Source organism: Paenibacillus sp. J22R67 (assembly GCF_059692175.1).
Genome location: NZ_JCAUAX010000002.1, coordinates 994,027 through 1,007,560 on the forward strand (window position 1 = coordinate 994,027; position 13,534 = coordinate 1,007,560).

Annotated in this window: 13 protein-coding genes and 1 other RNA gene; 1 reads left to right on the forward strand and 13 read right to left on the reverse strand. The window is 45.4% G+C overall.

The features are described from left to right. Positions 1 to 14: 14 nt before the first annotated feature. From AC58VC_RS10785 to AC58VC_RS10825, 9 genes are all read right to left on the reverse strand, one after another. Positions 15 to 695: a TerC family protein gene (locus AC58VC_RS10785; protein WP_497368759.1), complete on the reverse strand. Its 681-nt coding sequence runs from the start codon at positions 693 to 695 to the stop codon at positions 15 to 17. A gap of 82 nt (positions 696 to 777) precedes the next feature. Then, on the reverse strand, positions 778 to 1,986 hold the full coding sequence (thiI, locus tag AC58VC_RS10790; protein ID WP_497368760.1) for a tRNA uracil 4-sulfurtransferase ThiI: 1,209 nt from the start codon (positions 1,984 to 1,986) through the stop codon (positions 778 to 780). Then, positions 1,983 to 3,161: a cysteine desulfurase family protein gene (locus AC58VC_RS10795; protein ID WP_497368761.1), complete on the reverse strand. Its 1,179-nt coding sequence runs from the start codon at positions 3,159 to 3,161 to the stop codon at positions 1,983 to 1,985. The genes thiI and AC58VC_RS10795 overlap by 4 nt, the downstream gene beginning before the upstream one ends. A gap of 164 nt (positions 3,162 to 3,325) precedes the next feature. Next, a complete protein-coding gene (locus tag AC58VC_RS10800; protein WP_497368762.1) occupies positions 3,326 to 4,051 on the reverse strand; it encodes a lytic transglycosylase domain-containing protein in 726 nt (241 codons plus the stop codon). Between the two features lie 96 nt (positions 4,052 to 4,147). Further along, complete coding sequence (locus tag AC58VC_RS10805; protein WP_497369016.1) at positions 4,148 to 5,440, reverse strand: hemolysin family protein; 1,293 nt, start codon at positions 5,438 to 5,440, stop codon at positions 4,148 to 4,150. 335 nt (positions 5,441 to 5,775) lie between these two features. Further along, the gene (locus tag AC58VC_RS10810; RefSeq protein ID WP_497368763.1) at positions 5,776 to 6,201 is read right to left on the reverse strand and encodes a hypothetical protein; all 426 of its coding nucleotides are present in this window, start codon (positions 6,199 to 6,201) and stop codon (positions 5,776 to 5,778) included. A 2-nt stretch (positions 6,202 to 6,203) separates the two neighbouring features. Beyond that, positions 6,204 to 6,419 carry a DUF1540 domain-containing protein gene (locus AC58VC_RS10815; protein ID WP_127451895.1) on the reverse strand — a complete coding sequence of 72 codons (216 nt, stop codon included), beginning with the start codon at positions 6,417 to 6,419 and terminating at the stop codon, positions 6,204 to 6,206. Positions 6,420 to 6,466: 47 nt separating this feature from the next. After that, on the reverse strand, positions 6,467 to 7,561 hold the full coding sequence (locus AC58VC_RS10820) for a glycoside hydrolase family 15 protein (RefSeq protein ID WP_497368764.1): 1,095 nt from the start codon (positions 7,559 to 7,561) through the stop codon (positions 6,467 to 6,469). 78 nt (positions 7,562 to 7,639) lie between these two features. Next, positions 7,640 to 8,140 (reverse strand): YpuI family protein, encoded by a 501-nt coding sequence (locus AC58VC_RS10825; protein ID WP_145656973.1) that lies wholly within the window; start codon positions 8,138 to 8,140, stop codon positions 7,640 to 7,642. A 173-nt stretch (positions 8,141 to 8,313) separates the two neighbouring features. Between AC58VC_RS10825 and AC58VC_RS10830 the strand changes: the two genes are divergently transcribed. Next, the gene (locus AC58VC_RS10830) at positions 8,314 to 10,251 is read left to right on the forward strand and encodes a S8 family peptidase (RefSeq protein ID WP_497368765.1); all 1,938 of its coding nucleotides are present in this window, start codon (positions 8,314 to 8,316) and stop codon (positions 10,249 to 10,251) included. A 104-nt stretch (positions 10,252 to 10,355) separates the two neighbouring features. Here AC58VC_RS10830 and rnpB read toward each other — a convergent pair. The 4 genes from rnpB to AC58VC_RS10850 all read right to left on the reverse strand — a co-directional run bounded on the left by rnpB (position 10,356) and on the right by AC58VC_RS10850 (position 13,517). Next, positions 10,356 to 10,773, reverse strand: an RNA gene (gene rnpB / locus AC58VC_RS10835) — RNase P RNA component class A. Positions 10,774 to 10,830: 57 nt separating this feature from the next. After that, positions 10,831 to 11,940 carry a Nif3-like dinuclear metal center hexameric protein gene (locus tag AC58VC_RS10840; RefSeq protein ID WP_497368766.1) on the reverse strand — a complete coding sequence of 370 codons (1,110 nt, stop codon included), beginning with the start codon at positions 11,938 to 11,940 and terminating at the stop codon, positions 10,831 to 10,833. Further along, positions 11,916 to 12,683: a tRNA (adenine(22)-N(1))-methyltransferase gene (locus AC58VC_RS10845; RefSeq protein ID WP_497368767.1), complete on the reverse strand. Its 768-nt coding sequence runs from the start codon at positions 12,681 to 12,683 to the stop codon at positions 11,916 to 11,918. Before AC58VC_RS10845 ends, AC58VC_RS10840 begins: the two co-directional genes overlap by 25 nt. Positions 12,684 to 12,686: 3 nt before the next feature. Beyond that, positions 12,687 to 13,517 (reverse strand): hypothetical protein, encoded by an 831-nt coding sequence (locus tag AC58VC_RS10850; protein ID WP_497368768.1) that lies wholly within the window; start codon positions 13,515 to 13,517, stop codon positions 12,687 to 12,689. Positions 13,518 to 13,534: the final 17 nt, after the last annotated feature.

The following is a 13,534-nucleotide window of genomic DNA, read 5'->3' on the forward strand; positions in this document are numbered from 1 at the left end:
GGTTTTGCTATTTCCTATTCGTTTCTTATTTTTAATTGCAGTAATCTCAGCCACTTCACTGATGCACCAATTACAATGACAAGGGCGGATGCAATAATCGGGATCCAGACATGTAGAAACTCGTAATCGTGAAGGAACCAATCGATCATTTTCTCGTCTTTTACAAACATTTCACCAGCTGTATAGCCGAGGATACCTGCCCCTAAAAGAACAAGCACCGGATATTTGTGCAGTAAATTCATAACCAGTGTGCTTCCCCAAATAATGATAGGGATACTAAGTCCAATACCCAAAATAATTACTGTATTGTTACCGTTGCCTTTGGCCGCAATCGCTAGCACGTTGTCAAGACTCATCACGAAATCCGCGACGATAATTGTCCAGATGGCTTTGCCAAGGGTCGAAGCTTCTTTCACATTCGCATGACTGTCATCATCGGTCAGCAGTTTGATTGCAATCCAGAATAATAAGATCGATCCGCCCGCTTGAATATAGGGAATATCGAGAAGGCTTACAGCCACTAACGTAAGCACCAGCCGCAACGCTATGGCTCCGAAAGCCCCCCACCACACGGCCAGCTTACGCTGTTCAACGGGAAGATTTTTACTCGCGAGCGCAATAACAACCGCATTATCGCCGCTAAGCACAATATTGATCAACATAATTTGTAAAAACAAAATGAGCGCATCAATCATGCTTTACTTTCCTCCCGGGATCCATGGCGAGCTGGTGAAGAGTGGTGATGAAGTCACCTACTGCTTGGCGCAAGAAAAGCATTTAGAACAAATGCTGATCGGGCACCTTCTTCATTTGACCATGTACAATTTCAATTGTTTCCGTTTGTTCCACGGCTTTCTGGATTAATTCAGGCAAAAAGTCCATGCTGTTCTCGATCCGCTCTACCATTTGCAGGTTCGGATTAGTGCTCGGAGAGGGAGGAAGAAATAAGGAGCAGCAATCTTCATACGGTAAAATTGAAATCGGGAACGTGCCGATGTTTTCGGCAATTCGTATAATTTCTTGCTTGTCCATCATCATGAGCGGCTGTAAAATCGGCAAGGTGACAACGCGTCCAATTACATTCAAGCTTGGCAGTGTTTGACTAGCTACCTGTCCTAAGCTTTCTCCGGTCACTAACGCGCTTAGACCTTCACGATCAGCAACTTGCTCAGCTATGCGATACATGGCCCTTCGGATTAGCGTAACTAATAAATTATCCTTATATTCACGGTGTATGGACGTCTGCACTTCTGTAAAAGGCACTAAGTGCAACCTGATAGAATCCGTGTACCCTGCAAGCTGGTGAGCTAGATCTATCACTTTATCCTTTGCACGTTCACTTGTATAAGGATAACTATGAAAGTGTATCGCCTCGATGGTAAGCCCTTTTCGCATCCCTAACCAACCTGCTACAGGACTATCGATCCCTCCAGAAAGCATCAGCAGTGCCTTTCCGCTCGTGTCTGCCGGGAATCCCCCCGCTCCCTCAATGACTTCTGCATACAAAAGTACTTGGTCTTCACGAATTTCTACACGAAGCTCAATTTCTGGATCACGAACATCCACCTGCAGACCAGGAATTGCTTCTAGAATGTAGCCACCGACGAGATAATTCATTTGTTGGGAGTCTAGCGGAAAAGATTTATTAACCCTGCGGACATTCACCTTAAAGGTCTTTGGAGGTTTAGGCAAATTTTGCATAATGCGCAGTGCAGCTTCTTTAATGGCCTCTGACTCCATAGGAGCGTGGTAGGCCGGACTGAACGATGCCAGGCCAAATACGCGTTGCAATGCTTCTGAAGCCTCTTCGTACGCTGCTCCCCCTAGCTCCACATATACGCGTCCATACTCCGGAATATACCTCAAATCAGGAAATGCCCCTAAAACTTTACGAATTTGTGTGTTGACGCTGCGCTCAAAACGCTTACGATTCCTGCCTTTCAGTGTTAATTCACCAAAACGCAAGATTAAACAATCCGGTTTCATTGTTGCTGCCCCTTTCTGGCTGTTGATTTGCTTAACATGGGAGAAAGTTCATTCACAACATCCCTAAGTGCTAGCAAAAATTGTTCCATATCTTCTATCTGATGCTCATCCGAAAAGCTGATTCTAAGCCCGCTGACAGCTTGTTCACGCGTACACCCTAACGCCAGCATGACTTCGCTGGGATCAGACGCATCCGAAGCACAAGCTGATTTCGTTGAAATATAGATTTGTCTTTGCTCTAAGGCATGAACGACAACTTCCGCTTTCATCCCGGTAAAAGCAAAATGAACAATATGCGGAGCCATCTCCTCATGACGTTCAGATCCCATTAACGTTAGCTCGGGAATCGTAAGGATACCGTCTACAAGATGGTGTCTTAGCCGATATTTATGCTCTAGCTTCGCCGGCAAGTTCTGCATGGATAAGCGCAGAGCCTTGGCCATTCCAACAATGAGCGGAACGTTCTCTGTTCCTGAGCGAAGTCCATTCTCTTGCCCTCCGCCAACAAGTTGCGGCTTCAACTGAACACCCTCTCTACGGAACAGAAAGCCCACCCCCTTGGGTCCGCGAAACTTATGCGCAGAAACACTGCATAAATCTACGCCCCATTCCTTAATGGATAAAGGGAGCTTTGCGATGCCTTGCACGGCGTCTACATGAAACACCACTTTCGGATACTTGGCAAGTAACTCTCCGATTGCTTGAATCGGCTGAATTGTGCCTATTTCGTTATTGACATACATCACGCTTACTAAAATTGTATCCTCACATAGGGCTTCTCGAAGTGTCTGTACTTCTAGACAGCCATTCCGATTAACAGGCAAATACGTTACGCGAAATCCTTCGCGTTCCAAACTAAGGAAAACTTCCTTCACAGAAGGATGCTCAATTTGTGTTGTGATAAGATGCTTGCCCCGATTCTGATATTGATAGGCAGCACCTCGAATTGCTAGATTATTACTCTCCGTTCCTCCGGATGTGCAAATAATACTAGCTGGCATGACACCCAGTGCTCCCGCAATCACTTCTTTAGCGCTCTGCAGCAGCTTCTCTGCTTGGACACCTAATCCATGAATGGAGGATGGATTTCCATAGTGCACTTTCATAACTTCTGCGATCGTATCGATGACTTCGTTATATGGCGGCGTAGTTGCCGCGTTATCCAAATATAGCATGTTCTTGCTGATTCCCCTTTTTCCATGCCCTGCAGCCTAAGCAATCAAAATAATTTCCTTACATCATTAAAGCCTAAAACAGCGCATAACTCAAGCATGCACTAGAACACAAAAAGCCGATCTCCGCATGATTCATGCGAAAATCAGCTCCTCGAAATTGCCGTTTACAGTGAAAATTTCATCTTATGACCTAAAACCTGAGAGACATATGCTTGCGTTTCCTTCGGCAATTGGTGCAATTTATTAGATAAGTCTTGGTCGTTCTTGATGCCTAAGCGATCCACACGTCCTGGACCGGCATTGTACGCAGCAAGAGCAACGCCTTCGTTCCCATTGTACTTCTGAATCAGATTGCTCAGAAAATGCGTACCCGCATCAACATTCTGCTTAGGGTCAAACGGATTCGTCACGCCAAATCCACGTCCGGTGCCGTCCATAAGCTGCATCAAGCCTTTAGCGCCGGCTGGGGAGACCGCTTGATGGTTGAAAGCAGATTCCTGCTGAATAACCGCCTTTACCAGTGACTCATCAACCCCATATTTGGCGCTAGCCTCTTGAATTAAAGTGTCAAACTGGGATGTAGAACTAGATTGACTCCAACTCTGGAGCGGCGTATAGGCTTTATTCAAAGCTCCCAGGGAGCTTGGTACGTTATTTGCTGACGTAGGATTGAGCAAAGGCTGACCGTCAAGCCCAGAACCAGAAACTTGTCCCATCAGCGTGTTCAGTAATGAGCCGAAATCACTGGAATCGTCCGTACTGGATGCTTCGGAATCCCCGGATAACAAACTAATTCTCCCCATCACTTGAAGCTGCAGCAGCTCCTTCATCACTCTTGGATCAATGCTGTTCGTGCTGTTCATCCGCCCTACCTCGTTTCTTATCATCATTCGTTGTTTTTATTGTACACGTTTTGTGCCCTTACGACTATCCTAAATTTTCCGAAAATAAAAAAAGGACAGTCATTTGACTGTCCCTCTATCTATTCAAGAAATGTTCTGTTGTAAAATTTCATCTTGTTCCGTCATTTTTCTTACAATCAATCTTGAAATTCGCAAGTGATCTGTTTCTTCCACGATGAACAAGAACTCGTCGTTATAAGTCACCTGTTGATTCTTGCTAGGCGGAATCTCTGTCTGCGAGTAGATCCAGCCACCAATTGTATCGTAGTCGTCAGACTCGATATCAAGTCCGAAATAATCATTCACTTCATCAATCAAAAGCAGACCATCAATGGAAAACGTGTGCTCATCTTTGATTTCGATTGTTGGACGTTCCTCATCGAACTCATCCTGAATTTCACCAACGATTTCTTCCATGATGTCTTCCAGCGTTACAAGTCCAGATGTTCCGCCATATTCGTCAATAAGCAGTGCCATCTGACTTTTTCTTTTTTGCATCATTTTCAGCAAATCACTGATATGAATGGAATCCGGCACCGTCGTAATCGGACGAATGATTTTCTTGATTCCTTTCAGGTTCGCATCCGGCTTGAGCAAATCCTTGATATGGACGAAGCCAATGATATTGTCTTTGTCCGGATCACATACCGGGTAGCGCGTACGCATTTCCTTAATCGCTATCGCTAGATTCTCCGAATAGGAAAGTCCCGCATACAAACATTCCATCTCGGTTCTTGGAATCATAATTTCTCTGGCTGTTGTCTCGGCGAATCCGAATATATTATCAACAAGCGTAAGCTCTGTATTATCTATAAGTCCATTTTTGTGGCTTTCTTTCATGAGGACACGGATTTCATCCTCCGTATGCGCCGATTCATGTTCCGTTGTCGGCTCAATGCCTGCGCGGCGGAGCATCCAGTTGGATATCCCGTTAAGCAACCAAATAAATGGATACATGATTCTGTAAAATAAGACCATCGGTCCCGCGGAAAGCAATGTGATCTGCTCAGCTTTACGAATTGCATATGTTTTGGGGAATTGTTCACCCAGTGTAATATGCAAAGTAGTCATCAATGAAAAGGCAATAATAAAGGTAATCGTGTGGAACACCGAATCTGGCAAATTCAGCGGAGCGAATAGTGGTTCCAAAATTTTTGCAAAGGTCGGCTCCCCGACATAACCAAGTCCCAACGAAGTAAGTGTAATCCCGAGCTGACAAGCACCTAAGTACGCATCGAGATTATTCATAATTCCTTGCGCGAATTTCGCATTGCGGCGTCCTTCATCTACAAGAGAATCAATTCGACTACCTCTTACTTTCACCATCGCGAATTCAGCTGCGACAAAAAAACCATTCAGTAACACCAGTCCAAACATTAATAGAAAGCTAATTAACGTTTCGGGCAAAGGATCTTCCAATACCTTACCTATCCCCTGTCAAGCACGGTTTCCGCACCAAGGAGAGTAGGTACACCTCCCTTAATTTTAATTTAAATTTGAATTATCACTTTTCATTATATAATAATACTGTAATCATTCAAAGGTGCGAATATGACTCTTGAAGCCAAATAGTACGAGCAAACGGGAGTATAGGGTTTAAAATGATGCCATAACGAGTCTTAAGCCGCTAATTATCCTTCTAAAACACGAATATACCCGATTTTCTTCTGAAAAAGAAAAACAAGCCGATATCTCGGCTTGTTTTTCCAACATTACGAATAAAATGGAAACAGTAAAAAATAAGCAGCTACAGCAATAAAACCAAGAACGACAGACCAGGTCCCGACTCCCTTGTTGCCCATAAGGAATGCAATAACCCCTAACACAATGCCCGATACGCCAAGCAGCACAGGCCATACAAAGAGTGAAGCCAATGCGACGAACAAAGCGATGTATCCTACCGCCTTATTTCGTGTAACAGCTTCAACTAGATCATCGATCTCCTCATCGGTAACATCCGACTTCTGGACCTCTGCACGTTTCGCTTGATAGGGCTCAGCATATTGAATTCTCCGCGTGGGCGCTGTAATCTCGGTTGCATATTCTTCCTTGCTGTTCAGACCACTTTCGGTCCGAAGTTGATCCAGCTGGAACCGCTCCTTGGTGGTTTTATCCAAATTGCCTCCATGCTGGCGCATGATTACTGCTTCTTCTTTGCTTGAAAGGTGTGGCAGCAAGTGTTCGCGGCTTTGCTCGCTGCATCTTGATGATCGGTATCGAATGATTCCCCTGCAAACTCTTCATTGTAATTAGCGTTGGCATGCTGATCTACTTCAATCATAATGGTTCCTGCGTTGCAGTTGTTACCTTGCGTCCAATATTCGCAGTTGGCAACTGAACATTTTACATCTGGCATAGTCATCACCCCATTAACAATTTACCCGCTATTGGGGCGAGCTATGCTCAGGCAAGACTGTCAGATAGCACCAAGAACATCGCGTGAGACCAGAGCAGCGGCAGCGCGGGTTCACCCCATTTACCCAGCCACTCCGAATAAGAAGAAGACTCTCTGAGCTGATCAGGGACCTGTTCGGGAAGGCGCCCAACGTGGTCGGCTTTGCTTATGATCCATGCCAGACACCGCTGCGCCTCTTCACGGTTTCCAAGCTCCTTCTGATACCATCCATACCAAGCCGTTAGCAGGAGCCACTCACCGCCACCATAGTAACGGTCTTCTACATAACGTTGAATGCCCCCATGTTTCAGTTCACTCTCAATTAATTCTACCGTTTTCCGCATAATAGGATCATCAACTTCGCACACGCCGAAAGGAACTGCAAGCCAAAGCAGACTTGCGTCTACACCTGTTAAGGCCGGTTTCCAGATTTCATCCAGGCAGTGGACAGACTTCACGAAACGGCCTTCGTAGACGCAATGGCTAAGTATGAAGTCCTTAACCATAGACGCCTTATCTAGCAGTTCAGAACGCTGCTCTAATTCTCCTAGTGCCTTCAGTCCGCCATATACACAGGCTAATGTTGCAGGATGAACATAATCAGGGTACTCTTCCCAACAATCAAAGTTCGGATAGTGCCAGAATGTCATCAAATAATCAACTGTAATTTCAATACTCTCCCTGAGTTCTTCCAACAGTCCATTATTTCCGGTCGTTTTCACGTGCTCCGTAAGACCCCAAAGCCAAGCCCCATAACCATCCAATTGAAAATGGCCCCACTCCGAAACATCGTCTCTTCCATCCAGATGATAGCGGGTTCCCAAAAACTCAGAACGATCGATCCACTCTTTGTTTTCATGTTTATGTATAAGTGTATCCACACTCGAACGTTTGTTCTTTAAGACTCCAGCAACCCATCTATAGAAAAGTGCTGAGCTATCCGTCTCGCCCACACGATCCATTGCATTTGCTATAAACGTCCCGTCTCGCAGCCAACTGTATGCATAAGGAGGAAAAAGTGGAGATGCTATGTAACCTCCGCGAGGATGCTGATTGCCTGTAATAATCGAGATGGAGTGGTTGATTAATTGTTCGCGCTGCATGCATCATGTCCCCTTTTAAAAGAAAAGAGATGCGCTACTTGCCGCATCCCTTATATCTTTTGTAATTTTGCATTACAATTATACTTTTTCACCTTGCATACGGCGCTGCGTGATGTAATCTGTCTCATAATAGGCCAGATCTTCGCGAAGCTCTTCGAATACTTTGGACAATTCAATCGTTAAATCACGCACTTCACGAGAAGGCTTTTTACGGAAGCGGATTGCATCTTGTCCTGTATAAGCATAACGGCCATCCTCGGAATAACATTCGTTCTTAGGATAGAAAAATGTATTCACACAAGTATGATATACCTCATACAAAACTTTTTCCGAAAAATCAACGTTAAAAGTTGGACGTCTCAAACTTACGCCCAATTTCTCATATGCCACTTCACAGAAAACTAATAGATGACGCGTATCTTGGAGATAACCACGATAAAATTCATCCATAGCGGGATCATTCTCTACATTGAGTTGTGAAAGCGAATGTTGATTCAGAAACAGCTCCATTTTGGCGGTAGTTTCTTTTAGCTTCGTACGCGTTGAATCACAAACATTTTTTACATTAAAAACAGCCATTTATGAAGACCTCCTCTAATTGCGCTATTCCTATCCTACCATAAATTAACCTGAAAAGGTATATGTAAAACTCCCGATTCCATGCATAAAAGAATCCTCATAAACTCACTCTAATCTAAGATACTGCGTTTGCTGACAGAAGCGGAGAAACGAGTTAAGAAGGAGGACTATCGATGTGGCGTTATTTATCTTCTATTAGTCTAGTTCTTGGTTTAGGTATCATTCTATTTCCCCACCACTCTAACAATGAGAATACACCCGGTCCTGAAGTTTACAGTGCGAAATACGAGACGGATCAGAAAATGTCTTTACTGCAGCAGGATGTTAAGCTAACGGATGATTTATGCCGATCCCAGTGCTCGATTGATTACACAAAAATGATTTCCCAAATTGAGTCAGGTGAGTCCGCGGCCAAAGTACTCGGGGATATGAAGACGCAGCATGAGAAAATGGATATTCTGATTTGGTCAAAAAATAAACAGGCTTTAGAGCAAGGAATAAAAGTCGGAGAAATCCCTGCTTCCTATAAGGAGCAAGCAAGCACCTATTTAGCAGAAGCAAAAGTAGCTGCGGAATCTGGCAAGCATTATCAGTCACCGAAATTTGGAGCTGCACAACAGGTGTTTTTTGTTCAGGGAACTCCATCTACAGACGGTAACTCATCCCTTATTGGTGTTATTCATCAAGATATCCTTCATCAAGTCACAGACCATCAGATGAAAAATCTACGTCTCGAGCCTTATCCGAACGAAAATCGATGGAAAGTCGAATCGGTAGATACAGATACTTTAAAAGACAAAGTGGTTGATCATCCAGAGGATAATCAAGGCACAAGCCACTATCATCAAAACGAAGTTGTCGTTAAGTTCAAAAAGGACCCTACCGAAGAGCAGCTGTCTCAAATAAAATCAGAGATCAAAGCCAATTCGATGCAAAAACTAGGCTATACGTATGTTTTCCGTACGGAAGGCATGGAAGCTAAAGCCTTAATGGCCTATTTTAAAAAATGGGATGTTGCTTATGTTGAGCCTCATTTCTTATATTTGACCAATGATTACTACGATGATCAAGAGGAAGCCGATTCAAAAGATTCAAGTGACTACACAGATAGTACAGATACAACTAGCCCTGATGAAACAACGAGCATTGCTCCGAATTTCAAACCTAATGATAATTTGTACAGCCGATATCAATGGAATCTGCCGCTGATTGAGACCGAACAAGGTTGGCAGGTGAACAGAGGCACCAAGGATGTAATCGTGGCTGTCGTAGACACAGGCGTGGACTTACAGCATCCAGATCTCAAAGACAAGCTTCTGTCAGGCTATAATGTGATCAGCGGCGATGACAAGCCGCAAGATGATGTTGGACACGGAACTCACGTGACAGGAGTCATCGCGGCTCTGGTCAATAACAATTTGGGTGTAGCAGGAATTAGCTGGTATAACAAAGTGCTCCCGGTAAAAGTATTAGATCAAACAGGAGCAGGCAGCACCTATTCCGTTGCTCAAGGCATTATATGGGCTGCTGATCATGGCGCCAAAGTAATGAATTTAAGCTTAGGCAACTATGCTGACTCCGGATTTCTGCATGATGCTATCAAATATGCGTACGACAAGGACGTGGCATTGATCGCGGCGAGCGGAAATGACAATACGGAAAGACCGGGCTACCCGGCCGCTTATCCAGAAGTGTTCGCTGTCGCAGCCAGCGATTCAGAGAACAACAAAGCTCCTTTTTCCAATTACGGAGATTATATTGATGTAACGGCTCCTGGCGTGAGTATTGCCAGCACGTATCCAAATAATCAATATGCCGCATTATCAGGCACTTCCATGGCCAGCCCGCATGTGACCGCACTAGCAGCTCTCATCCGCTCTACAAATCCTAATTTGAAAAATACGGAAGTATATCAAATTATGAGGGATACTGCGCAAGATATTGGCACCGCGGGTCATGACAAATATTTCGGCTATGGTCTAATTGATGTCGTCAAAGCTGTTCAAAAAGCAGAAGAACAACCGAGTATCGGTTTCGACTGGCCATCCCGTTGGTTTCGTCAGATGAATCTGGTTTCCAAGAAATATGCAGCTGTTGTCATGAACAAATAAAAAACTAAAAAAAAGGCTGCCCTGTGGTTCGATACCTAGGGTGGCCTTTTTGATTTAAAAATTGAAATACCCGCAAAGCCGAAGCCTTGCGGGTAACCGACAGTATGGAAAGTTTGCCGTAAGCCGGGTTCTGTACTTCCGGTGGTCATAACGGGCGTCTGTCCCCTGCCACCATTGAAGCGACAATCATCTATCTAGGCCATACATTGCTGCACAGCTCAAGCGACCAACCCGAACGCGTCTCAGGCGAAGACTGCTGTCTCGAAGACGGCTAGCGTTCCTCTAGGTCTTGCTCCAAGTGGGGTTTACCAGGATCTATGTCACCATAGAACCTCGTGGTCTCTTACACCACGGTTCCACCCTTGCCTGATCTCATCCGAAGATGAGCCATCGGCGGTCCATTTCTGTGGCCCTATCCTTCAACTCGCGCTGACTGGACGTTATCCAGCACCCTGCCATATGGAGCCCGGACTTTCCTCTCGCTGTGGCTTACCCACAGCCAGCGATTGTCTGTCAAACTTTCCGATGCATTTGATAGTATACTAGGAATGTCTCCGAATTACAACTAGCTATATTTGCCTAGATGAATTGGAAAGGTTCCGTATTCACTTCGGATGCCAGTACTTGCGTATCCGTTTTGGTTAATTGCGCGGCGAGATAGTCCGCCACGCCGCGCTTCATGATCTTCTCGACATTATGCCCAACGTCGATCAAAGCAAGCCCTGCCGCAAGCGCATCGTGCGCGGTATGGTAGTCAATGTCGCCGGTGACCAGCACATCGGCGCCGGCAAACATGGCGTGCCGCATATAGCGGCCGCCGGAACCCCCAAGCACGGCCACCTTGCGGATAGGCCGTGTTAAATCACCAACGACGCGCACCATCGGCACGTCGAAGGCCGTCTTCGCGAGCTCCGTCAGCTCGCGGAGCGTCATCGGCGCGGGTAGCTTGCCCACGCGCCCAAGACCGAACACTCTACCCTTCAGATCCATCGGGTAGAGATCATAGGCCACCTCCTCGTAAGGGTGGGCCTTCAACATTGCCTGTACCGCCTTGCGCTGGACGCTGGCGGTTACGATCGTTTCAACGCGTACTTCTTGTACGCGTTCAAGCTTTCCTGCTTCCCCGATATACGGGTGAGTCCCTTCCTGCGGAAGGAACGTCCCCGTTCCGGGGATGTTGAAGCTGCAGTGGCTGTACTGCCCGATCCACCCCGCTCCCGCGGTGAAGAGGGCATCCAGCACGGCCTGATGATGCGTCTCAGGCACGAAGACGACTAGCTTCTGCAGCTTCTCTGTATGCACATCTTCCAGATGGGTGAGCTCCTTTAGTCCAAGCTTATCAGCCATCATATCATTGACTCCGCCTTCCGCCACATCCAAATTCGTATGTGCGATATAGACAGCAATGTCGTTTTTGATTAATTTTTCATATAATCGGCCTGCTGGGGTATCTGTCTGCAGATGTGCAAGCGGCCTGAAAATGATCGCATGATGAGCAATAATGAGATTAGCCCCTAGGCGAATCGCTTCTTCCACCACTTCATCGTTGACATCCAGTGCAACTAGCACCTTCTGGATTTCCTTCTGCAAGGAGCCCAGTTGTAAGCCAATTTTGTCATCAGGCATCGCATAATGCTTGGGTGCCAGCTGTTCAAACAGCTGAATTACGGTTTGGCCTTTTGCAAACAAGCGAGTACCTCCTTTATTTCCTTGATCTCTTGGGCGATTTGCTCTGCTTTTGCCGCGGATGCTTCTGCAGATGAAAGCTTTAATTGGCCTTCAATCATCGCCAATTTCTTCAATTCGCTATCCCACTTCCTGAACCACACATCGGGAGCTTCATCTAATAAGTAAGGTCCCATTTGGAGCAAACGCTCCTTACTTACGGCAATTCCTCCTGACAATGTACGTTCGGCATAGAGGGCTTCCTGTGAATTCTTGTCAAAAGCTGCACTTCCTGCAGTTGCCGTCAAAATCTCATAAATCTTCCCGTCTTCTTCAAGGATAGCTTCCGCATCCAAGTTCCAGCCCTCTGCAAGAAGCCATTTGCGAACCTGATCTTCCCCGACGTTCGGTTGTAAAATCAGATGTGTAACACCACTCAGCTTCTGCTTTCCAGATTCCAAAATGCTCGCCATCAAACTGCCGCCCATGCCAGCAATCGTGATCACATTCACTTCGCCTGGTTCAATGACCGCCAAGCCGTCACCGGATCTTACACTTATTTTTTTAGACAAACCGCTCTCAAGCACTTGTCGTGTTGCCGCCTCGAAGGGGCCAGGATTGACTTCACCTGCGACGGCAAAAACAATCATGCCTTGTTGCGCCAAATAGGTCGGCAACAAAGCATGATCGGACCCGATGTCCGCAACTTTTGAACCTACAGGGACACGATCTGCAATCATTTGCAATCTTTTTGATAATTTAACCATCTCTTAAACAACCCACTCTACCCATTTTTTACGCAACAAGAAAAATGCCGCGCCCGCAGAAACTAACTTCCCTGTAAACGACAATTGAATGACGCGGGAACTCATATCAACATCCGTAAGAAATGTCATCGCTTCAGGAATAAACCAAACTAAAACGCCCACAACTAAAAGCACACTTGCTGCTTGCTTATTGGTATGATGCGCAAGCCAAGCAATCCATATAAGTACAATACTAACTGGAATCCAACTAATTTCAAGAGAGAACCAACCTGGATTGCTCATTTTTTGCAAAAGCAGCCAGCCATAAGTTCCAACTAGCCCTATCCAACCACAAAATTGGAAAATGCCCATTTTCCCTATGACGCCGTTGATTAACCAGACTACACTGCAAAAAGCTAAATAACCAATATACGTATAAGATGAACTTACATTATACATATCCATTAAATATAGTCCCAGCAGCAGCAAAGCTATAGAAGAAACACCGCAAAGCAGATAAGAAATCACTGGGGATTTATGAAATTGACGATAAGCAAACGCATAGCAAACGATGACAAAAAGTGCGGAAATTCCAATTTGCATTGGCATTCCAAAAGAGTTAAAATTAAGAGCAGATAAGGCCAGAGCGGCTATGACCGCCATAACGACTAACCATATTTTCCAAGAACTGTTTGCAATTGAAGAGGCAGAAACCCCCATGATGGATGCAGGTTTCGGTGTTATTTCATCCATGTACAAATTCATCAGAAAATCACAATAGTGTTCAGGAAGCAGTTTGCTTCTCCGCCAATGATCAATTTCTCTGACAATTACTTTTCGTTTCTCTGTATCCATATCATCTCTCACCTTCC

Coding starts and splice junctions, on each gene's coding strand:
- AC58VC_RS10785 (WP_497368759.1), bottom strand. CDS start 695: ATGATTGATGCGCTCATTTTGTTTTTACAAATTATGTTGATCAATATT.
- thiI (WP_497368760.1), bottom strand. CDS start 1,986: ATGAAACCGGATTGTTTAATCTTGCGTTTTGGTGAATTAACACTGAAA.
- AC58VC_RS10795 (WP_497368761.1), bottom strand. CDS start 3,161: ATGCTATATTTGGATAACGCGGCAACTACGCCGCCATATAACGAAGTC.
- AC58VC_RS10800 (WP_497368762.1), bottom strand. CDS start 4,051: ATGATGATAAGAAACGAGGTAGGGCGGATGAACAGCACGAACAGCATT.
- AC58VC_RS10805 (WP_497369016.1), bottom strand. CDS start 5,440: ATGTTTGGACTGGTGTTACTGAATGGTTTTTTTGTCGCAGCTGAATTC.
- AC58VC_RS10810 (WP_497368763.1), bottom strand. CDS start 6,201: ATGCGCCAGCATGGAGGCAATTTGGATAAAACCACCAAGGAGCGGTTC.
- AC58VC_RS10815 (WP_127451895.1), bottom strand. CDS start 6,419: ATGCCAGATGTAAAATGTTCAGTTGCCAACTGCGAATATTGGACGCAA.
- AC58VC_RS10820 (WP_497368764.1), bottom strand. CDS start 7,561: ATGCAGCGCGAACAATTAATCAACCACTCCATCTCGATTATTACAGGC.
- AC58VC_RS10825 (WP_145656973.1), bottom strand. CDS start 8,140: ATGGCTGTTTTTAATGTAAAAAATGTTTGTGATTCAACGCGTACGAAG.
- AC58VC_RS10830 (WP_497368765.1), top strand. CDS start 8,314: ATGTGGCGTTATTTATCTTCTATTAGTCTAGTTCTTGGTTTAGGTATC.
- AC58VC_RS10845 (WP_497368767.1), bottom strand. CDS start 12,683: ATGGTTAAATTATCAAAAAGATTGCAAATGATTGCAGATCGTGTCCCT.
- AC58VC_RS10850 (WP_497368768.1), bottom strand. CDS start 13,517: ATGGATACAGAGAAACGAAAAGTAATTGTCAGAGAAATTGATCATTGG.